General features: G+C 54.7%; 19 protein-coding genes and 1 tRNA gene. 3 read left to right on the top strand and 17 right to left on the bottom strand.

The genetic code is table 11. The annotated features are described in order from the left end of the window. Window positions 1–252: 252 nt before the first annotated feature. From nudC to QOY30_RS02255, 16 genes are all read right to left on the bottom strand, one after another. A complete protein-coding gene (gene nudC / locus QOY30_RS02330) occupies window positions 253–1,044 on the bottom strand; it encodes an NAD(+) diphosphatase (protein ID WP_283743028.1) in 792 nt (263 codons plus the stop codon). Window positions 1,045–1,209: 165 nt separating this feature from the next. After that, entirely contained in the window at window positions 1,210–1,539 is a 330-nt protein-coding gene (locus QOY30_RS02325; RefSeq protein ID WP_283743027.1) for a hypothetical protein, read from the bottom strand. Between the two features lie 308 nt (window positions 1,540–1,847). After that, complete coding sequence (locus tag QOY30_RS02320) at window positions 1,848–2,453, bottom strand: hypothetical protein (RefSeq protein ID WP_283743026.1); 606 nt, start codon at window positions 2,451–2,453, stop codon at window positions 1,848–1,850. Then, the gene (locus tag QOY30_RS02315; RefSeq protein ID WP_283743025.1) at window positions 2,450–5,341 is read right to left on the bottom strand and encodes a class I SAM-dependent DNA methyltransferase; all 2,892 of its coding nucleotides are present in this window, start codon (window positions 5,339–5,341) and stop codon (window positions 2,450–2,452) included. Before QOY30_RS02315 ends, QOY30_RS02320 begins: the two co-directional genes overlap by 4 nt. Window positions 5,342–5,449: 108 nt before the next feature. Next, window positions 5,450–5,728 (bottom strand): DUF4236 domain-containing protein, encoded by a 279-nt coding sequence (locus QOY30_RS02310; RefSeq protein ID WP_283743024.1) that lies wholly within the window; start codon window positions 5,726–5,728, stop codon window positions 5,450–5,452. Window positions 5,729–6,239: 511 nt separating this feature from the next. Next, on the bottom strand, window positions 6,240–6,698 hold the full coding sequence (locus QOY30_RS02305) for a hypothetical protein (RefSeq protein ID WP_283743023.1): 459 nt from the start codon (window positions 6,696–6,698) through the stop codon (window positions 6,240–6,242). Between the two features lie 54 nt (window positions 6,699–6,752). Continuing rightward, window positions 6,753–6,980, bottom strand: a complete 228-nt coding sequence (locus tag QOY30_RS02300; RefSeq protein ID WP_283743022.1) for a helix-turn-helix transcriptional regulator — start codon at window positions 6,978–6,980, stop codon at window positions 6,753–6,755. Between the two features lie 110 nt (window positions 6,981–7,090). After that, complete coding sequence (locus tag QOY30_RS02295) at window positions 7,091–7,804, bottom strand: hypothetical protein (RefSeq protein ID WP_283743021.1); 714 nt, start codon at window positions 7,802–7,804, stop codon at window positions 7,091–7,093. Window positions 7,805–7,891: 87 nt separating this feature from the next. After that, complete coding sequence (locus QOY30_RS02290) at window positions 7,892–9,106, bottom strand: tyrosine-type recombinase/integrase (protein ID WP_283743020.1); 1,215 nt, start codon at window positions 9,104–9,106, stop codon at window positions 7,892–7,894. Window positions 9,107–9,283: 177 nt separating this feature from the next. Next, a tRNA-Met gene (locus QOY30_RS02285) sits at window positions 9,284–9,360 on the bottom strand. 81 nt (window positions 9,361–9,441) lie between these two features. Further along, window positions 9,442–10,278, bottom strand: coding sequence for an SPOR domain-containing protein (locus QOY30_RS02280; RefSeq protein ID WP_283743019.1), 837 nt, complete (start codon window positions 10,276–10,278; stop codon window positions 9,442–9,444). After that, window positions 10,275–10,997: a type III pantothenate kinase gene (locus QOY30_RS02275; RefSeq protein ID WP_283743018.1), complete on the bottom strand. Its 723-nt coding sequence runs from the start codon at window positions 10,995–10,997 to the stop codon at window positions 10,275–10,277. The genes QOY30_RS02280 and QOY30_RS02275 overlap by 4 nt, the downstream gene beginning before the upstream one ends. Next, window positions 10,998–11,990, bottom strand: coding sequence for a biotin--[acetyl-CoA-carboxylase] ligase (locus QOY30_RS02270; RefSeq protein ID WP_283743017.1), 993 nt, complete (start codon window positions 11,988–11,990; stop codon window positions 10,998–11,000). Continuing rightward, window positions 11,987–13,162 carry a patatin-like phospholipase family protein gene (locus tag QOY30_RS02265; RefSeq protein ID WP_283743016.1) on the bottom strand — a complete coding sequence of 392 codons (1,176 nt, stop codon included), beginning with the start codon at window positions 13,160–13,162 and terminating at the stop codon, window positions 11,987–11,989. The genes QOY30_RS02270 and QOY30_RS02265 overlap by 4 nt, the downstream gene beginning before the upstream one ends. Window positions 13,163–13,176: 14 nt before the next feature. After that, the gene (locus tag QOY30_RS02260; protein ID WP_283743015.1) at window positions 13,177–13,416 is read right to left on the bottom strand and encodes a hypothetical protein; all 240 of its coding nucleotides are present in this window, start codon (window positions 13,414–13,416) and stop codon (window positions 13,177–13,179) included. Window positions 13,417–13,425: 9 nt separating this feature from the next. Further along, window positions 13,426–15,696: an NADP-dependent malic enzyme gene (locus QOY30_RS02255; protein WP_283743014.1), complete on the bottom strand. Its 2,271-nt coding sequence runs from the start codon at window positions 15,694–15,696 to the stop codon at window positions 13,426–13,428. A gap of 152 nt (window positions 15,697–15,848) precedes the next feature. On the opposite strand from QOY30_RS02255, the gene QOY30_RS02250 reads away from it, so the two are divergent. The 3 genes from QOY30_RS02250 to QOY30_RS02240 are packed head-to-tail and all read left to right on the top strand — an operon-like array spanning window position 15,849 to window position 18,212. After that, window positions 15,849–16,664, top strand: a complete 816-nt coding sequence (locus QOY30_RS02250) for an alpha/beta hydrolase (RefSeq protein WP_283743013.1) — start codon at window positions 15,849–15,851, stop codon at window positions 16,662–16,664. Window positions 16,665–16,716: 52 nt separating this feature from the next. Next, window positions 16,717–16,962, top strand: a complete 246-nt coding sequence (locus QOY30_RS02245) for an acyl carrier protein (protein WP_283743012.1) — start codon at window positions 16,717–16,719, stop codon at window positions 16,960–16,962. An 8-nt stretch (window positions 16,963–16,970) separates the two neighbouring features. Then, a complete protein-coding gene (locus tag QOY30_RS02240; protein ID WP_283743011.1) occupies window positions 16,971–18,212 on the top strand; it encodes a beta-ketoacyl-[acyl-carrier-protein] synthase family protein in 1,242 nt (413 codons plus the stop codon). A 73-nt stretch (window positions 18,213–18,285) separates the two neighbouring features. Here the strand turns inward: QOY30_RS02240 and mqo are convergent, their stop codons facing one another. Further along, on the bottom strand, window positions 18,286–19,767 hold the full coding sequence (gene mqo / locus QOY30_RS02235) for a malate dehydrogenase (quinone) (protein WP_283743010.1): 1,482 nt from the start codon (window positions 19,765–19,767) through the stop codon (window positions 18,286–18,288). Window positions 19,768–19,782: the final 15 nt, after the last annotated feature.

Genomic DNA, 19,782 nt, shown 5'->3' with positions numbered 1-19,782 from the left:
ACTTTAAAAGTGCGTGTAATCAAATTCTCTTGAGAGGAGCAGAAAATGTCATTCGTCGCAGATATCGTCGTAGCCGCTTCCACTGTTGGTTTTCTTATTTACAGCGCATGGATGGTGAAACAACTTTTTTCCAGCAAAAACAATTAAGCAAATACTTACCTGCACCAGATCAGAAAACTCCAGCCTGTGCTGGAGTTTTTATTTGCATCTGGAATTATAAGGCTGCGGAAGTCAGAGCGCATGAGTGGCACTCTAGCTAATCATTTCGGAATACTTTGATCCCGAGCACGCCGCATCAATCAACTGGCGGGCAATAGTCACGGGTTCAGGCAATGTCGGTAATGCGTTGCGTGAAAACCAGCCTGCGGCTTCAATTTCAGACGGGTCAGGATTGATGGTTCCGCCCGCATAATCGGCGAAGAAAGCCATCATCAGGGAGTCCGGAAACGGCCATGGCTGGCTTTTGAAATAGCGCAAATTGCTTATCTCGATTCCCACTTCTTCGCGCACTTCGCGTTTTGCGCATTGCTCCAGTGTTTCACCGGCTTCAACAAACCCAGCCAGGGCGCTGAAGACGCCGGGTTTGAAACGGGGACTGCGGGCCAGCAGCAGTTCGTCGCCGCGACTGATCAGCACCATGACGACGGGTGAAATTCTTGGGTACACGACAAGGCCGCATGCGGAGCACAACATGGAATACTCCGGGATTCTCATGGTGGTTGGAGCACCGCATCTGCCGCAGTACCGGTGATTTTTCTTCCAGTCCAGAAGTTGAATGGCGCGTGTCGCCAATGAAACTGCCTCTGCGTCGGCCAAATTGAACAGGCTGCGGGCTGACATCAGTTCTCCGGAAATATTTCCCGGGAGCGCATCGAATTCGGCAGCGTAGCAAGGAATCCCTTTCCATTCCCCGACCAGCAAGACTTCCTCAGGACCGCCAAAGTCCGAGGCCTGACCGTGTAGAAAGATATTTCCGGCAGCCATGTCAACAGGAGTCAACAATTGATTGCCGCACCGAAGCAGCCAGTAACTCGTTTCGTTCATATTTTTAAATGCAACTGTCGCCCTAAAGTGTCGTTATGTATTAAAGGGGCTTTGAATGGTGAACGTCCAATAAGGTCAGCAATACGAGGAGACAAAATTTGCACATTAAGCAAAACCGGGGAAACTTCAAAATGGAAACTTCAAAATGCCAGCCCAATTGGTGGTTTATACATCCCACACGTCTTCAGTAATGATCTTTTTCAGTTTCAGAATCCTTGTGTGTTCGATGTGTATTTCCCCCAAGGCTTGCATCACTTCCTTCGGAAAACCCTGCCTGTTGGAACGATCGGTAAACAGCGTCTGTTCTAGATATCTGTGAAGTTCCAAAGAACACCAGAGCAATTCGATGCGCTCCAGAATTTTGGGGAATTTCTCCCCGATTATTTGTCTGGGTGGAATTTTTTGCACTACAGCAGGAATCTCCTTCCTGATTTCAAGGCTGTCGAAATTCAGTTGTATGTCCCAATTTAATGGGCTTTTATCCGATTCAGGCATGGCGTGTCAAAAGTCACGGAAACTGTATTGATGTTGTAGCAGTAAACCCATACTTGCAAAAAATGTGCAATTGCATGTACCGCACAAGTAATCTAGCAGTTACCGGACGAATTGCATATAGTCAGAAACAGGCAACAAGCGTGTTCTTGTGTTGCGGGAGGGGTATTTGGTGGGATAGGTTCACCAGAATCATGGCATACAACCAGTTACAGGCTTGAAAAGGCATTTTTCAAGATTCACAAATTCCAACAAATATACCAACAGCTTTGCAGGATTGCGTCGAACTGCTATGGATTGCCCTAGATGATTTAAGCTGCTGCCTCTCCCAATTTCAATAGTACTTCATCTAATATAGCATCGCATTCCTTATAGCATTTTTCTACTTCGATCCAGTATTCGTCGGTCAGATGCAATTTCTTGGCATGTCCTGAATAGTATGAAATGAGACAACCAATTTTGGTGTCGTATTCAATTTTGCCGTGAGCAAATGCATTTCGCCATTCCATAATGGTTTTCAGATGACCCTGAAAAACATTTTTCCTTTTTCCCGGCAACAACTCTTCCTTTGTTATTACTTTTGTAACTAATTCTTTTTTTGCACTATAAGATAATGCCGTCGATTGTAGGATTTCTCTTTGAAACATATCCCTTCTCTCATTAGGCTTGACGAAGCGCCCCATAAAATAATCGAGAAGGACTGACTCCAATTTCTGTTCTATCGAAGTCGTTGCATACAGCACCAGTCCACCGTTTTTTCTTGCAGTCTCGATTTCTAAAGATGTTTTTTGGTCAAAAACGAGAGTCCCTAATGGAATCCTTAAACGGCCACTTTCGCCGCCTTTGGCCTTTCTAAGAGCTTCCATGTCAAGTGACATGGTGAAAGTCTGAGTTATCGGTAAAGCAATCTCTTTCATTGCACCCGTTCCAAATTCATCGCCAATAATCGACGCAAAATTTCGTCATTGGTCATTTCCGGCGTGTAATCGTTCCACCCGTAAGCCTTGGCGACTGCTTGATCTAGCGTTTTGTGGGCATTGTCCAGCCATGCGGGGCGGGCATTATAGAGGTTGGTAAGGGTACGTTTATTTAGTTCGGCTTCGTGCCCGATTTTGGCAAAAGGACGCAATGGATATTCTGCCTTTTCTTCTTCCAGTGTACGCATCCACTCCACCCACTCAGATGGATTGAGCCAGTTGTCTCGCAGCTCGTTCAACTTCTGTGAGTTGGTTGCAATCTCTGTGGCTGCGGTGTTGGTGTAATCTGCTGGCGGAAGATTGGGCGTTAGCCCTTCCGGAAATGGGAAAGTTTCAAAGGTAGTTGTTGGCGTATAGCGTGGATCGTTGCCCGCTCCCATCCAAGTACACGTCCGTAATGCCCATAGCTCGTGGAAGCGCGAATGCAATATGCCAAAGGTGGTGTCGTCGTCACGAGCGATAGCTAAGGTTGCTTGATCCGGTAGCACGGAAGCATCAAGAAATACAAACAGACGATGCTTGGAAACCGCAGGTGTGGCAATAAAACGTTTGAGTGATGCAAGTGCGTGGCGCATTTCAATGCGTGGCCGTGCATGCCTCCACCAGTTGCGCGCCACGCCCTGATCTCTGTTTTTCTCGCTGATCGGCTTGACGTGTTCAACTACATAGGCAAATGGTATCTCGTATAGAGCGGCATCTTTTTCGTTCATATCAGTGCCAAAATCAATAATCCAAACGTCGCTAGGGCGGCGAGTGATATTCATCGCATTGCACAGGGGGCGCAACACTTCACTGTTCGGCTTGCCATTAGGATTGGGCTGCTTGAGCCATTGCCGCGCTAGCTGTCCGGGTATATCGAAAGGCGCTTTTTTTGACGCGCCCATAAAACATATGCCTACATTCTCTTGCAGTTGTTTGGATTTTGTTAAGTCGTTGTAGACGCCTACAAATGTTCTCAGAGGACTTCCAACACTACTGTTAACCGTTGCTGGAATCATGCCCGTCAAGTCGGCGTAGATAGCACCTACCGCCATACCATCCAACATCAAGGAATAGCGACGTTGCTTTGTTTCAAAGCACACTAGTGAAACACGTACCGCCGCCCCCTCATTGATCCATTCTTCGTCACTCCACGCATTAAAGATTTGGGAGGTATCCAGAATTTTATCTAGCACTTTGCGGTTTGCTCCGCCGCGTATTGAGTTTGTTGAAACCAATCCCGCACGGTTGCATTTGCCTGCTTCGATTTGTGCGCGGGCCTTCTCGAACCAATACACCACCAAGTCAGCGCCACCTGGCACGCGGTCGGCATAGCACTTGCGCAGGGCTTCGGTGTAATCATCACTCAACTCACTACGCATTTTTGACCCACCCAAAAATGGCGGATTACCAATGATTGCATCCACACAAGGCCATTCAGCTTCGCTACCATCCAAATTCATTACCGCATCGCGGTGCTCGATATGGTCTAGCGGTTGCAGGATAGGATTCTTGCGGATGGGGTAGCCATTTTTGAGCATCCACTGGATTTCACCAATCCAGACGGTGACGCGTGCAAGTTCAGCCGCATAGGAATTGAGTTCGATGCCAAGCACATTGGCGGGCGACACCTCGATATTGATTTGCCGATGAAGTCCCAAGGCTTCGGCGTCTAGATTCGCTTTGTGCTCAAGGTCTTTCAACACACGCAAGGCGACGTAAAGGAAATTTCCGCTGCCACAGGCCGGATCAAGTACGCGAAAGGCTTGGAGTCTATCGAGGTAGGTTGTAAACACGGCTTGCGCGTCACGCTCTGCCTTGTCGCCACTCTTCTTGCGTTTGGCGATTTTCTCGGCAATTTCGGCGCGGGCGGTTTCCCATTCTTTTGCCAGCGGTTCAACAATAACGGGATTAATGATGCGCAAGATAGATTGCGGGTCGGTGTAGTGCGCACCAAGTTGGGAGCGCTTGCCGGGGTCTAGGCCGCGCTCGAACAGCGTGCCGAATATTGAGGGTTCAATACCGCTCCAATCGAGCTTGGCGGCTTCATGGAGCATTTTTATTTCGGTAGTGGTAATCGGTAGAACGTTGATTTTCTCGAACAGGCCACCATTGAACCAGTGAATGTCCTCTAGCGCGAAGTCGCCACCTTTGCGCATCGCGCTAAACAGTTCTTCCAGACGCAAAGTCAGTTTTGCGGGGTCGGTCTGGCTTTTATCCAGTAAGCGCTCAAATAGTTTTTCGGGGAGCAACCCCGCATCCTCGGCGAACAGACAGAACAAGCATTGATTCAGGAAGTGGGCGACCGTCTGCGAATCGTGGCCTCTGGTGTTCAGCGATTGCGCAAGTGCGGCAAACTTGCCCGCCGCTTCTTCCGTAATTTGCGTGATAGTGCGCTTGGGGTGGAACTTGTCAGGATCGGTGAACAGCCAACGCAGTTTTTCGAGGTTGCTACGTTCGCCAATATCTTGCAGTGCGATGGTGTGAACTTCGCTGGGTGCATTGGTGAAGTGGGTATGTATCTGGATGATGTTGGTATCGCACACCACTAGTAGGGGCGGATTTTCTAAAGCCAGTGCGTATGTCATCAACTGCTTCAACGCATCGCCAAGGTTTCGATCTCTAGCCTTATATTCAAATGCGAAATGGCCTTGCTTCCATACATCCGCCCAACCTCTTCCTGCCCCGGTGCGGGTTGCTCCGCGCTCATAGCAATAGGTTTCTTTGCTGTCGGGGGATGGTGCGGGAACGCCGACGAGGGCGCATAGATCAGAAAAATGGATTTGATAACTTGCTCGCTCACCAAGCTGGCTATCTTTCCATTTTTGGATGAACTGGTGAGGGGTCATAGGTTCGTCGGTTTTTTTAACTGGCGAATGGTACTACGGATGCAATATTACGGTTATGAGGTTTGCCAGAAATAGACCCAACATAATTGCTTGTCTTGAACATTGGCGTTACTTCACAATAAACACCACTGCGACAACTACGACGATCAGCAACCAAACCCATGCCGGGACAATTCGCCGCGCAGGTGTCGGATCGGCATGGCTGGTGGTCGTTGTCTCGCTGTAACTCAGGCCGCTTCCGGGAATGCCGACAGTCGTTTTGGTCTTGCCGCCCTTGAGGTTGACGGTCAGCCCTTTGCCGCCAATAGACGTGCTGATTCCGCTTTTGCTCAGGTTGAACCATACGCCGGGAAGAATCTTGATGCGCCTGCGAAAACGAAGTCCCATATCCATACCCTCCTGATTCGACACCCACCCCTGTACATATCGCGGTTGTAAATACATTGGTTCACGGTCGGTCGTGGTTGCGAAAACTATAGAGATTCATATCCCCACCCCCTCCCCAAAAACTCCCGCACGAAAAAATTTGGCTAAGCACCCGGTCTAGGGTACTGAGGCTGTAGAGATTTAACCGCCTTACCCCTAAGCGGTATGTCTCACATGCCTATTGAGTACAACCCCCTTGCAAGCCTCGATACTAGAATATAAATGCGGTCTTGGCACCCGCAGTGAAACACTTCAGTAAGTACCTTGGAATTTTGGAAGTCGATTCGACTTGAATCTAGCAAATCCTCGCATATCTTGATCTAACGGCAGGGTAGATGGTAATTCTATAGAGGACTACGCCTGCCGTAGTAGAAAAGGCGAGAAAACAGCCCACATAGCTACGCCTGCCGTAGCAGTAGAGCTTCAAATTCCGTTTCCTTGCTACGCCTACCGTAGCTATCCTGTTCAATGACTACGCCTGCCGTAGTAAGCGCTGCGATTTAGCATTACTCGAAGCAATCTCAGGCAGCTTATCTTTCAGTCTGTATGCACCACGCGGGAAAGATTGCGCCGACATATCTAACTTACCGCCGCAGTCGTCCAATGCGAACCATGTTAAAGCGTAAAGGCTGCATTTGTTTGGGCGCGCCCCTTTTCGGGTTTCCACAATCAAACCAGATTCCAGCAATCCACGCTTTGCCTTATTCAAAGTGTCTTCGGACTTCCAACCGCGTGGGTGCATCAACTTCCATGCCGCGCATAAGTTGCCATTGTTGTTACCGCGATACTGTGCCGCAAGATCGAAAAGCAGCATTCGCGCATGGGAACCCAAGCCAAGATAAGCCACGCTATTTAGCACTGAAAATGGAATGGCGACATACCCGCCACTATCTCGTTTATAGGCTGCATTTTTATATTGCTTCTTTGCCATAGCCTAACCATTCCCCTGACATTAGAGAATAAACACCCTCTCGAATGCTTATGGTTAGGTTTTATGTTCACGTGATGCAGCGATGCGGGATTGCGCCCAAGATTCAATCTCGGCGGCATTCCATGCCGTGCAGTTTTCGGAGAGTTTGATTGGTTTGGGAAACCCGGTTTTGTCGGATTGCTTGACCCATGCCCATACGGTAGAAGCGGAAACGCCGCCACAGATTTCGCGGACTTTTGGTAAACGATAAAAAATGGTGTGTGTTGCAGTATTGGAGTGCATCGCATCGTCCTTGTGTGTATCTGCCACATGGCAGCGATGCGGATAGTAAGAACGAATCAGGATGCTGGCGCGTATGGCTTTTTCTGGATTTTAAGTTAATCCAAACGCTTTTATTTTTCAGTCGAGGATTGCAGGTTTTGCTTGCGGATTTCTGAACGTCTTTCGAGTGCATCCCTTACCGTCTGCGCCCCGAAACTTTCGGTCAGTTGCCAATCGGATTCCCCAAGAATGCACGACAATTCAGACATAAATTTTCTAAAGTTGCTCCCGTTACCCGAGGTGGGTTCTTTCTGAAAGCATTCGCTATAACGGTCTGCAAGCTTTGCTGTCAGTCCAATCATCAAACCGTTGTGTACTCCTGATCTCACTTTGAGATTATTCATCATTTGGATAGCTGATTTTTCAACCAGACAGATTAACTCTTCAAAAAAGTCATTGTCCAAGGGGTCGTACAAACCAAGCTGTTTTAATTGATTGGCTATTCGATAATGTTCACGCTTATATGGATCGCAAAGCAACCTTGTAATTACGATTGCGTGAAGCATTGCACCTGTATCCGCTGGAATGTCAGAAATCGCCAAAAGTAACTCTGCTGAGGCATTTTGGAGGCGTTCCAATTTTGCTTTGTGTTGGCTGGGTGGAGTATTGAGCACCTTGATATCCAGTGAAAGCCATGTTTCGACCTCGCGCTGTGTCCCATCTACAAAATAATTGGCCGCTTCTCGGTCTTTAGTGGATCGCCTAGGTAGCACACGCAGCAATTCACTTCGCTGAGAGTCACTGAACGAGAATGGTTGAATCCAAGCGCTAAGGTGTCTTTTCAAAGTTATTCCCGAGACTGGACATTACCAAACCAAGCGGTATAGACGTTTGCATTTTGCATATTCTGCCTAAGGAATGGATAAATTGAATCATGCTCGCAGCGGTAATACTTCGGCACCCGCTTTTAACTTGTCCAGATAGTCAGCCCATGCTTGCATCATTGCCGTGCGCTCTGCCATATACATGCGCCATGCGTCCCGCTTGTATGCCGCTTTTACCTTGTTGGGTTCTTCATGGGCAAGTTGTCGTTCTAGCCATTCCTGCTTGTAGCCCATGTTATCGAGGATAGTTGAAGCCATTGCGCGGAAGCCGTGCGGTGTCATTTCCTCATTGCTCCACCCAAGCCGCCGTAGGGCGGATCGGATCGCGTTATCGCTCATTGGTCGGTCATGGTCACGCTCACCGGGGAACACGTACTTGCCATGTCCGGTCAACGGTTGAATCTCTCGCAGAGTTTCCACGGCCTGCCGTGCCAGCGGGACTATGTGTTTCGTTTCTGTTTTGGTCACGAAATAGACCCACTCGGCAGTATCCAAGTTAACGTCTGTCCATTCCATTTTGCGAAGTTCACCGGGGCGCACGAACAATAGAGGCGAAAGCTTGAATCCACATTTCACGATGAACGATCCTTGATAGCCATCTATATCTCGCATCAGTTCACCCACCTTTTGCGGATCGGTGATTGCAGCAAAATGCTTGTCACGTTTTACAGGGGGCAGCGCGCCGCGCAGATCGCCGGAAGGGTTTCGCAGAGCGCGTCCGGTTGCCACAGCGTAACGGAACACTTGCCCGCAATTGGCAAGAGCGCGGTGTGCGGTTTCAAGTGCGCCCCTGTTCTCAATGCGCCGGATCGCGGCAAGCAATTCAGGCGCGGCAACATCAGCAACAGGCCGTGAACCAATCCACGGGAAAATGTCATTTTCCAACCGTGCGATGATCTTGCTTGAATGATTTTCTTTCCAATTGGGCGAATGACGCACAAACCACTCGCGGGCGATTACCTCGAAGCTGTTCGCCCCCTCCTCGGCTTTCGCTGCCTTTTGCGCCTGCTTTACTGCGCCGGGGTCAGTGTCGTTCGCCAGTAGCTTGCGTGCACTATCGCGGCGGCTGCGTGCATCGGCTAGGCTCACGTCTGGGTAAACCCCAAGTGCCAGCGTTTTTTGTTTGCCTGCGAAGCGATAGGCCAGCCGCCAATACTTCGCCCCATTGGGTTGCACCAGTAGAAACAAGCCGCCGCCATCTGTTAGCTTCAAGGGTTTGTCGCTTGCCTTTGCCTTCTTTGCCGCAATGTCGGTCAGTGCCATGTTGCCCCCGTATGTTGGTATCAGGTGATGCCAACATACCAGATACCAACATAAATACCAATATTGGGCACCAGATACCAACAAACGGGAATGAACTGCTTTAGACAACAAAAAACCCACAATGCGTTTATTAATGCGGGGTTAGTGAGCTTATTTGTGCCGGGCTGGGGTGGTATTTGGTGGTGATAGGTGGACTTGAACCACCGACCCCAGCATTATGAGTGCTGTGCTCTAACCAACTGAGCTATATCACCATGTTCTTGCGCTTTGCGACCGCTGTAGCCGACCGCGTACTTCAAGGAAGGGCGGCATTTTGCTGATTTCACCCCCTCCTGTCAATTATTGCATGCCGATAGCTTGAGCTCGCTATCGGGAAACTCCTTCTGCAAGGCATTCAGCTTGTCTGTCGTCCCCGAATCCAGGTCCTTGATGTCGAACACGGTGTATTTGAGTTTGCTCACGCGTTCGCCGACTTTGGCCGTGCGGACATCCTTGGTGCGCAACATGGCAATATATTTTTCCGCGGCGTCCTGGGTCCTGAATATACCCAGCGAGATGGCGTTCTGTAACTTCCCTTTTTCCTGCACCACGAAGTAATCTTTCACCCCGCGCTCTTTCAACTGTGCGATCTTTTTTTCCACACTTGCGTGTTTTTTCAGCGGCGGTATATATACCCAGTAGCCGTGATTGCGTTCCACTGTACGCTGCGTCAGGTTGTCACCCAGTTTCATCAAGGAAAGCGCCTGTTGCGCGCGAGTAAGGTCATCTCCGGAAAACTCCCCCCATTCGGCACAATTTGCCGCCTTGGGAGAAGGTGCCACTGCAGCAACCGGCGCAGGTGTTGATGCGGGAGTTGATGCCGGAGGAGCGGGTGCGGGAATCGCCGGCAGGTGCGTTGGCGCGGATGCCGGAACAGGAGAATGTGCAGGTGTGGATGCACTAACGGCAGAAACCGGGACTTGCGACAAAGTCAGCGCCAAACCCGGTGCGCTGCCTGACACCGCAGAAACCGCAGAAGCAGGCAACGCCTCCAGCAGCCTGATCTTGTCAGGGTGCAATGCCGTTTGTGCCGGTCCGACATCCGCATCCTCGGTCAGCAGGCTACCCCAACGCATCCAGCCGAACAGCGCCAGATTGGCCAGCAACAACAATCCCACGATCCACTTCGTCATTCCTTGTTCTCTCCAATGATCTGCAATCCCTTCAATACCAAATTGTCCACCCGTTCCGATGGCAGGTCGAGATGTGGCTGAACCACGTCTGCCGCGCCGCCGCCGATCAGGCAGCGCACCGAGCCATACCGCGCCTGCAACAAATCGAACTGATGCCGGATCGCCCCCACAGTGGCGCGCAGCATCCCGCTATGGATGGCATCGGCGGTATTCAGCGGAAAATCCTGCAACACGCCCTTCTCTGCCATGAGCTGCGCGGTATTCGTTGCCAGACTTTGCTGCATCAGCCCCGCACCGGGCAGGATCAATCCGCCCAGAAATTCGCCCCGATCAGAGAGCGCATCGACTGTCGTCGCCGTTCCGCAATTCACGACCAGGCACGCACCGTGCGCGATGTTCCAGGCCGCGATCAGCGCCGCCCAGCGGTCGCTGCCCAGGCGCTCTGTTTGCTGATAACCGTTGCGCACGCCGCATTGCTCGGCACGCACCGACAAAAACTCCAGCGGGCATTTCCATCCGGCACAGACGGAGCGCAAGCACTGCGCCATGGCCTCGCCCGCCACATTTGAGGCCAGGATACGCGACGGCGGCGGCACACTTGCAAACGCCAGCTGCAGGGACACCCACTCGGTGTTGCCCGCCACGCCCTGTTGCACCCATTCCCCGTCTTGCACCAGCGCCCACTTGCAGCGGCTGTTTCCAATATCCAGCAACAACATTCATGCCCCCCTCAGGCTGACTTCGCCCGCGTGGAATATTTTTTCGCCCTGTTCTGTCGCCAGGCGCAGGGCGCCTTCATCCGTCACGCCCATTGCCGTGCCGACGACCAGCAAGCCATCGGGCAGTGACAGCTTCACCGGTCGCATTTGAAATACATGGTGGCTCTCCCACTCCGCACGCAAGGGCGCAAAGCCGTGTTCGGCAAATTCGCTCAGCACTTTCGCCAGATTTTTTAATAGTACCGCAAGCACAAGGTTGCGTTCCGGCACCGGCATCTCCAGCGAGGCAAGATCGCTCACCGCCTGGTCGATACGTCCGCGCAGCGTCTCCGGCACGGCCAAGTTGAGGCCGATACCGATTACCACCGAGCTGGGTCCAAGCATGTCGCCTTGCGCTTCCAGCAATATCCCGGCGAGCTTGCCATCGTTCAACAGCACATCATTCGGCCACTTCAGCCCGACGCCGGGCACACCGAGCCCGGTCAGCGCGCGCATCATGGCAACGCCAACCGCAAGACTCAAACCGGACAACGCAGCCAGCCCGCTCTCGAAACGCCACAACAGGGAAAAAGTGAGCGCATCGCCCAAGCCGGAAAACCATGTCCTGCCCAGGCGCCCGCGCCCAGCACTTTGCCACTCCACTGCCAGCACACTTCCGCCGGGCGCGCCTTGAAAAGCGCGTTGCAGCAGCAATGCATTGCTGGAAGTAGCGTATTCGAGTATTTCAATATGCAGGGCATCACGCTCAGCCCCGAGCCCGCCACGGATTGTTTCTGCGTCCAGCCATTGCAAAGGCCGCGCCAGGCGGTAGCCGCGACCGCGCACGCTGTACAGCGTCAGCCCGTAATTCTCGACATCCCGCAAAGCATTATTTACAGTGGCGCGCGCTACGCCAAATTGCCGGGCCAGCACTTCGCCGGAATGGAACTCGCCGTCCGCCAGTATGCGCAGCAATGAAAAGGTCAGTTGCCTGGGCGCATCGGTTGCACTCATTGCGGCATGTCACAGCCGGAGGCTGGCAAATCATAGCCGAGAAACTCGAGTATCTCCTCGCGGCGCTTCAGGGCGTCCTGATAGCCCAGGTCGATCAAAGCCTGGCAATAGTATTTATCGAACAGCAGATAGCTCACCAGATTGGCGCCGCTGCGTCGCATCACACCGGCCGAGCGCAGCAGCAGGCGTATGGCCCACGGCAGGCGCTGGATATGCCGTTCGGCGACTTTTTCCAGCGGCTGGCTGGGCGTGATGACCAGCACATCGACATGACGCATGTTGGTGGCCTGCCGCAATTCTTCGGGAATCAGACTGACCGTCTTGTTGATGCGCTCCAGGCGCTCCAGATCGACTTCCAGTCCATCCAGAAAAATACTGTCCAGGGCGTGCCCTGCGATCTGCGCCAGCGTGGGATAAGTGTCCATCCGGTGGCGCCGCCCTTCTTCATCGTCGGCATGCCATGCTCCCATCAGCAGCACCTTGTCGGCCCCCAGATGCAGTGCCGAGCTGATCGGCGCGATCTGGCGCACGGAACCGTCGCCGAAGTATTCGCGGTGGATACGCACAGCCGGAAATATAAAAGGGATGGCGGATGAAGCCAGCAGATGTTCGATGCCGATCTTGGCTTCCACGCCCAGACGACGCGCACGTTTCCAGGGCTGTATTCCCGGAATACCCTGATAGAACGTGACCGAATGGCCCGAACCGTAGCCCGAGGCCGTGATGCTCAAGGCATGCAGCGCACCCGCGTCGATGTTCTCCTGTATCTTGTCGCAGGGCAGCGCCTGTTCCAGGAATTTTGCCAGCGGAGCGTTGTCCAGCAACGAGATATGGTGCATGCGATTGATGCCGATCAAACTCAGCACCAGACCGGCCACCCAGCGGCTGCTGTTCTTCAGAACCCCGAGTGCGTCCGAACGGTAGATATCGCTCACGTGGGCATTGGTCCAGATACCAAGCAGGTATTTCACACCCTTGCGAAAGTGTTGCGCGTTCACCGCCAGTGTCACTGCATTCAGTGCGCCTGCCGACGTGCCACAGATAACTTGGAACGGGTTGCGTGCACGGCGCGGCATGAACTCCGCAATGGCCTTCAACACGCCGACCTGATAGGCGGCACGTGCCCCGCCGCCGGTCAGGATGAGTCCGATCTTTTGCGGAGTCTGGCTCATTATCGCCTCAACGACTAAGCCTCATCCTGCTCCGCATGGACCGCCTCTAGTGCATCCCTCAGTGTTTCCTCGGGTAACGCGTTCAGCGTTTCCGACAGCATCTCTGCCGCTTCCACCGCGTTGGGTTGCAGCAACGCGGCATCCGCATTCGCCACCAACACGGCCGCCGCGCCCACCACCTTGAGCAGACGGGCACGCTCATTCATCAGCATCTCGATTTCCTGGCTGAGCAGTTCTACTTCATGCTTGTTCATTGCTTCCCCTTAATGTTTTTTTACACCGGCAACCGCCAGTGCGCTCATGTTCACGAGACGGCGTACTGTCGCAGTCGTTGTCAGGATATGTACCGATTTGTTCGCCCCCAGCAGGATCGAACCGATGGTGATGCCTTCGCCCCCAGTTATCTTCAGCAGGTTGTACGCGATGTTCGCCGCATCCAGATTCGGCATGATGAGCAGGTTAGCCTCGCCCTTCAGGCGCGACGCCGGAAATGCCTGCAGACGCAGCGTTTCCGACAGCGCCGCATCGCCGTGCATCTCGCCTTCCACCTCCAGTTCCGGTGCGAGCTGCTCCAGCAATTCGCGCGCACGGCTCATTTTCTGCGCCGAGGCATCCTTGTGGCTGCCAAAGTTGGAATGCGACAACAGCGCCACCTTGGGAGTCAGGCCGAAACGTCGCACTTCTTCCGCCGCCAGCAGCGTCATTGCGGCAACCTGCTCGGCCGTCGGGTCGAGATTCACGTGCGTGTCGCAAATGAACACGGTATGCCTGGGCAACATCAGGATGTTCATCGCCGCATACACATGTGCGCCCGGATGCTGGCCGATCACCTCGTTGATATACCGCAGATGGCTCAGCGGCTGCGACACGGTACCGCACAGCATGGCGTCGGCCGCGTCCATGCGCACCAGCATTGCCGCGATCAGCGTGTTGCGGCGGCGCATCTCGCGCTTGGCCGTCTCCGGCGTCACGCCCTGGCGTTGCATGACACGATGGTATTCGGCGCAGTATTCCCGGTAGCGGCTGTCGAACTCGGGGTTCACCAGTTCGAAATGTTCGCCTGCGCGTATGCGCAAACCCAGCTTGGCAATGCGCTGTTCGATCACCGCGGGACGGCCGACCAGGATAGGATGGGCAAGACCTTCGTCCACCACGATCTGCACAGCGTGCAACACGCGCTCGTCCTCTCCCTCCGCATAAACCAGGCGTTTCGGATACTTTTTGGCAAGGTTGAACACCGGCTTCATCAGCATGTTCGAGTGATACAGGAACTGCGACAACTGCTCGCGATACGCTTCCATATCGGCGATGGGGCGTTCCGCCACGCCGCTGTCCATCGCCGCCTGGGCGACCGCGGGCGCGATGCGCGTGATCAGGCGGGGATCGAACGGCTTGGGGATCAGGTGTTCGGCACCGAAGGAGAGGTTCTCCTCGCCATATACCGCTGCCACTTCATCCGACTGTTCGGCCTCGGCCAGTTCGGCAATGGCGTATACCGCCGCCCTTTTCATCGCTTCGTTGATGGTGGTCGCACCGACGTCCAGCGCACCGCGGAAGATGTAGGGGAAGCACAGCGCGTTGTTCACCTGGTTCGGATAGTCGGAACGACCGGTCGCCATGATGGCGTCGGATCGCGCCTCTTTGACCAGTTCCGGCAAAATCTCGGGCGTAGGATTGGCCAAGGCAAAGATCAACGGCTTGGCTGCCATCAGCTTGACCATCTCCGGCTTCAGCACCCCGCCGGCGGACAAACCCAGAAACGCATCCGCCCCGGCGATGACTTCGCCCAGCGTGCGCGCCGAAGTCTCCACCGCATAACGCGCCTTGTTGTCGTCCATTTCCTCGGTGCGGCCCCTGTACACCACGCCCTTGATGTCGGTGACGATGATGTTCTCCATCCTCACGCCGAGATCCACCAGCATGTCCAGGCAAGCCAAAGCGGCCGCACCGGCGCCGCTCACTACCAGCTTGATCTTTGCGATGTCTTTACCCACCACCTTAAGTCCGTTCAGCAGCGCCGCACCGACGATGATGGAGGTGCCGTGCTGGTCGTCATGGAACACGGGGATGCGCATGCGTTCGCGCAGCTTGCGCTCGATGTAGAAACACTCGGGCGCCTTGATGTCTTCCAGGTTGATGCCGCCGAAAGTGGGCTCCAGCGCCGCAATGATGTCCACCAGTTTGTCCGGATCGTGCTCATTGATCTCCAGATCGAACACGTCGATACCGGCGAATTTCTTGAACAGCACGCCCTTGCCTTCCATCACCGGCTTGGCTGCCAGCGGGCCGATGTTGCCCAGACCCAGTACCGCCGTACCGTTGGTGATGACCGCCACCAGATTGCCGCGGGCAGTCATATTGCGGACTTCGGCCGGATTTTCCACAATGAGTTCGCAGGCCGCCGCTACGCCGGGCGAGTACGCCAGCGAAAGATCGCGCTGGGTGATCATCGGCTTGGTGGAATTGACCGAAATCTTTCCGGCTGGAGACTGACGGTGATATTGCAGCGCGGCTTCGCGCAGTTGTTTGTCCATGATTTTTTTAAATACCTGAATGAATCTCTCTCTGATTATAGCGCAGCGGACTATGGCGCTGCATGCGGGATAACCAAGCGGTGCAGACATGCCAAACCGGATGCGGCCGGATTTGTTAGAATGCCGCCCCCTCTGGTTACCGAATTTGATTAATGAGTCCAATCACGCTTGCTGGTGGTGAACACGCTGTGCTGCTGATCCACGGACTGCAAAGCAGCCCGGCCGAACTCCTGCCGCTGGCCAAGCGCCTGCAGCAGGCCGGTTACACGGTACATCTGCCGCACATTGCGGGTTACGGCTTCGAGCACGGCGATACGCCGCGCTCGGTCACCCATTGGCAGGACTGGCACGCGAAGGCATTGGACGAGTTCCGGACTTTGAAACGGCAATATAAAACCGTGGCGCTGGGCGGACTGTGCATAGGTGCAACCTTGTCGCTCAGTATCGCCGCAGAACTGGGTGACGAGGTTGCGGCGTTGACGCTGCTGTCTACCACGCTGTGGTACGACGGCTGGTCCATGCCTTGGTACCGGTGCTTTCGATATCTCGGCTACATCTGGCCGATCCGCTACTGGTATACCTATAAAGAGCGCGAACCCTTCGGCCTCAAGAACGAACAATTGCGCCGCTGGGTCGCGCGCGAAATGGCGCACAAGGATGCTTCCATGGTCGGTGCCAGCCGGTTGAACCTGCCCGCCATCCAGGAAGCGGAGCGCTTGATCGCCGCCGTCAAGAAGACCATGTCGCGCATCACCGCCCCCGCTATCGTCATTCACGCCGTGGAAGACGAAGTCGCCTCGCCGCGCAGCGCTTACTATATCGCCCAGCATATCGGCTCCGGGACGGTGGAAAGCGTAATGCTGCACAACAGCTACCACATGGTCACCGTGGACAACGACCGGGAGCAGGTTGCCTCGGATACCATCCGTTTCTTCGGCAACGTACTTGCCCAACATACCCCCAGCTAATGTTCATCTTCTGCTATAATCAGAACTGAATTCTTACTGGAAACAAGCAACTATGAGCTCCCTGCAAACCATACAAAACATGATGGTCAAGCAATTCGACCTCAAACCGGAAGACCTTACGCCCGAGGCGACTTTGGAAAGCCTGGGACTGGATTCGCTGTCGGTGATCGAGTTCACGTTCAATCTTGAGGACGAGCTGAAGATCACCATGCCCGAGGAGCGCGTCGAGCTCAAGACGCTGCAGGACGTGGTCAGTCTGGTGGACAAGCTCGTCGCCGAGCAAAAAGGCGCGGCGTAGCAGGCACCATGGACCGGCGTGTCGTCATCACCGGACTGGGCATCATCTCCCCGGTCGGCAAGAATCCGGCCGAATTCTTCAGCAACCTGATGGCAGGCCGTTCCGGCATCAAGCGCCTGCAGGCAGACTTCATCGAACAACTGTCCATCCGCATCGGTGCGCCGGTTGATGGATTCGACCCCACCGCCCACTTCAGCAAGATCCAGCTCAGCGGCATCGAACGTTTCAGCCAGTTCGCACTGGTTGCCGCAGAGCAAGCCGTGCAGGATGCGCAACTCGAACTCGGTGCAGCAGAACAACCGCGCGCCGGTGTCTGCATGGGTTCCTGCCTGGGCGGCGCCGGCACGCTGGAAGACGGCTACATAGAGACGCTCCTGCGCAACCCGCCGCGCGTCAAACCGTTAAGTGTCCTGCTCAGCATGAACAATGCCGCAGCCTCGCACGTTTCCATCAAGTACCACCTGCAAGGCGCGAACATGACTTACGCCACCGCCTGTTCCTCCTCGGCCATCGCTGTCGGCGAAGCCTATCGCCAGATCAAGCACGGCTATGCCGATGTGATGCTGGCCGGCGGCTCGGAGGCGATGCTTACATTGGGCGCGATGAAAGCGTGGGAAGCATTGCGCACCCTGGCGCAGGAAGACCCGAACGATGCGGGAGCATCCTGCAAACCGTTCTCCAAAAACCGCAATGGCCTGGTGCTCGGCGAAGGTGCCGGCATGCTGGTGCTGGAGGACGCGGAGCGCGCGACAGCGCGCGGCGCAAGAATATATGCCGAACTGGTCGGCTACGATTGCTCGTCCGATTCCAGCCACATCACCAAGCCGGATGCCACCGGACAGACGCGCACCATGCTCAATGCCTTGCGCGTCGCGCAGTTGCAGCCGCAGGATATCCATTACATCAACGCCCATGGAACCGCCACGCTGGCGGGCGACATCGAAGAAACCAAAGCCATCAGGCAAGTGTTCGGAATTCATGCCGCCAAGGTTCCGGTCAGTTCGACCAAATCCATGCACGGCCACCTGATGGGCGCGACCGGCGCGGTTGAATTCATGGCCGCGGTGCTGGCCCTGCACAACCAGGCCATTCCCCCGACCATCAACCTGCACGAACCCGATCCCGAATGCGACCTGGATTACGTACCCAACCAGGGCCGCAGCAATGTCAAACTCGACGCCGTGATGTCGAACTCTTTCGCCTTCGGCGGCAGCAACGCGGTATTGATCGCGAAACGCTTCAACGGCTGATCTCCACAGCCATACCACGCATTTTCAACCGGTACCCTGCGCGGCCCTGGCGCTTGGTTCCCAACCGTAATCGTTATCCCAGCCGGAGCGTGCTCAACGTTCGCCGCCGCACTTCATGCAGCAATTTCACATTTTCATCCAGCGATTCGCCGTAGGATGGGATCATTTCCTTCATCTTGTGTTTCCAACCGGCGCTCTTCATGCGCTGTTTGAAACACCGCTCGATCACCTCGACCATCGCCTGCACCGAAGTGGAGGCGCCGGGCGAGGCGCCCAGCAACGAGGCCAGCGTGCCGTCCTTTGCGGTAACAATCTCGGTGCCGAATTCCAGCTTGCCGCCATTCTTGTCGCACCCCTTGATGATCTGTACGCGCTGCCCGGCCGAAGCGAGCTCCCAATCATCGTCTTTGGCATCCGCATAGAAGCCGCGCAGAATGGCCATGCGCTCCTTGTGCGAACGGAACGCCTCGGTGATGAGATAACGGGTGAGCTCAAAATTGTCGCGGGCCACGGCCAGCATCGGCTTCAGGTTGTTCGTCTTGAGCGACGAGAACAGATCAAGCGCCGAGCCTTCCTTGAGGAATTTGGTGGTGATGCTGGCGAACGGCCCGAACAACAGCGCCGGCTCGCCGTCGATGATGCGCGCATCCAGGTGCGGCACCGACATCGGCGGCGCACCTACGGCGGCCTTGCCATACACCTTGCTGCAGTGGCGCTTCACCACGTCCGGATTCTTGCAGATCAGCCACTGGCCGCTGACCGGGAAACCACCATAGCCGCGCGCTTCGGGGATGCCTGATTTCTGCAGCAACGGCAGCGCGCCACCGCCTGCACCGAGGAAAACGAACCCGGCATCGACCGTCCTGGTCTTGTCCGTGTGATTGTCTTTCACCCGCACATGCCAGCGGCCATCGTCATGCTGCTTCATGCTCATGATGGTGTGGCTCAGCTTCAGTTCGAAAGTCGGATGCCTGGTCAGCGCCTTCACCAGTTTGCGTGTCATCAACCCGAAGTCCACATCGGTGCCGTGCTTGACCCGCGTCGCGGCGACCGCCTGCTTGGCATCGCGATGCTTCATCACCAGTGGCATCCACTTGCGCAGCACCGCATGGTCTTCGCTGTACTCCATCTCTTCGAACAGATGATGCTTGTGCAATGCCATATAGCGTTTGCGCAGGAACGCCACATCTTCCGCCCCCCACACAAAACTCTGGTGGCAGATCGGATTGATGAATTTCCCCGGCTCGGGCAACACGCCCTGCTCGACCAGGTAAGACCAGAACTGCAGCGACATTTCGAATGCCGCATTGATCTCCAGTGCGCGTTTGATCTGCACCGTTCCATCGGCCAATTGTGGCGTGTAGTTCAGTTCGCAGTAACCGGCATGTCCGGTACCGGCATTGTTCAGGCTGTGCGTGCTTTCGTGCGCAACCGTGCTCAAGCGCTCGACCATCATGATCTTCAGCGCAGGATCAAGATGCGACAGCAACGTTCCCAGCGTGGCACTCATCACACCCCCGCCCACCAACACCACATCCACTTTCTTTTGCGACATTTTTATCCGCCCCGA

It is taken from the genome of Sideroxydans sp. CL21, assembly GCF_902459525.1.
In the GTDB taxonomy this organism is placed as follows: domain Bacteria; phylum Pseudomonadota; class Gammaproteobacteria; order Burkholderiales; family Gallionellaceae; genus Sideroxyarcus.
This window is presented reverse-complemented; position numbering and strand designations above follow the sequence as displayed.

Coding starts and splice junctions, on each gene's coding strand:
- mqo (WP_283743010.1), bottom strand. CDS start 19,767: ATGTCGCAAAAGAAAGTGGATGTGGTGTTGGTGGGCGGGGGTGTGATG.
- QOY30_RS02270 (WP_283743017.1), bottom strand. CDS start 11,990: ATGAGTGCAACCGATGCGCCCAGGCAACTGACCTTTTCATTGCTGCGC.
- QOY30_RS02315 (WP_283743025.1), bottom strand. CDS start 5,341: ATGACCCCTCACCAGTTCATCCAAAAATGGAAAGATAGCCAGCTTGGT.
- QOY30_RS02250 (WP_283743013.1), top strand. CDS start 15,849: ATGAGTCCAATCACGCTTGCTGGTGGTGAACACGCTGTGCTGCTGATC.
- QOY30_RS02320 (WP_283743026.1), bottom strand. CDS start 2,453: ATGAAAGAGATTGCTTTACCGATAACTCAGACTTTCACCATGTCACTT.
- QOY30_RS02325 (WP_283743027.1), bottom strand. CDS start 1,539: ATGCCTGAATCGGATAAAAGCCCATTAAATTGGGACATACAACTGAAT.
- QOY30_RS02265 (WP_283743016.1), bottom strand. CDS start 13,162: ATGAGCCAGACTCCGCAAAAGATCGGACTCATCCTGACCGGCGGCGGG.
- QOY30_RS02290 (WP_283743020.1), bottom strand. CDS start 9,106: ATGGCACTGACCGACATTGCGGCAAAGAAGGCAAAGGCAAGCGACAAA.
- QOY30_RS02245 (WP_283743012.1), top strand. CDS start 16,717: ATGAGCTCCCTGCAAACCATACAAAACATGATGGTCAAGCAATTCGAC.
- QOY30_RS02240 (WP_283743011.1), top strand. CDS start 16,971: ATGGACCGGCGTGTCGTCATCACCGGACTGGGCATCATCTCCCCGGTC.
- QOY30_RS02280 (WP_283743019.1), bottom strand. CDS start 10,278: ATGACGAAGTGGATCGTGGGATTGTTGTTGCTGGCCAATCTGGCGCTG.
- QOY30_RS02300 (WP_283743022.1), bottom strand. CDS start 6,980: ATGCACTCCAATACTGCAACACACACCATTTTTTATCGTTTACCAAAA.
- nudC (WP_283743028.1), bottom strand. CDS start 1,044: ATGAACGAAACGAGTTACTGGCTGCTTCGGTGCGGCAATCAATTGTTG.
- QOY30_RS02310 (WP_283743024.1), bottom strand. CDS start 5,728: ATGGGACTTCGTTTTCGCAGGCGCATCAAGATTCTTCCCGGCGTATGG.
- QOY30_RS02260 (WP_283743015.1), bottom strand. CDS start 13,416: ATGAACAAGCATGAAGTAGAACTGCTCAGCCAGGAAATCGAGATGCTG.
- QOY30_RS02255 (WP_283743014.1), bottom strand. CDS start 15,696: ATGGACAAACAACTGCGCGAAGCCGCGCTGCAATATCACCGTCAGTCT.
- QOY30_RS02305 (WP_283743023.1), bottom strand. CDS start 6,698: ATGGCAAAGAAGCAATATAAAAATGCAGCCTATAAACGAGATAGTGGC.
- QOY30_RS02275 (WP_283743018.1), bottom strand. CDS start 10,997: ATGTTGTTGCTGGATATTGGAAACAGCCGCTGCAAGTGGGCGCTGGTG.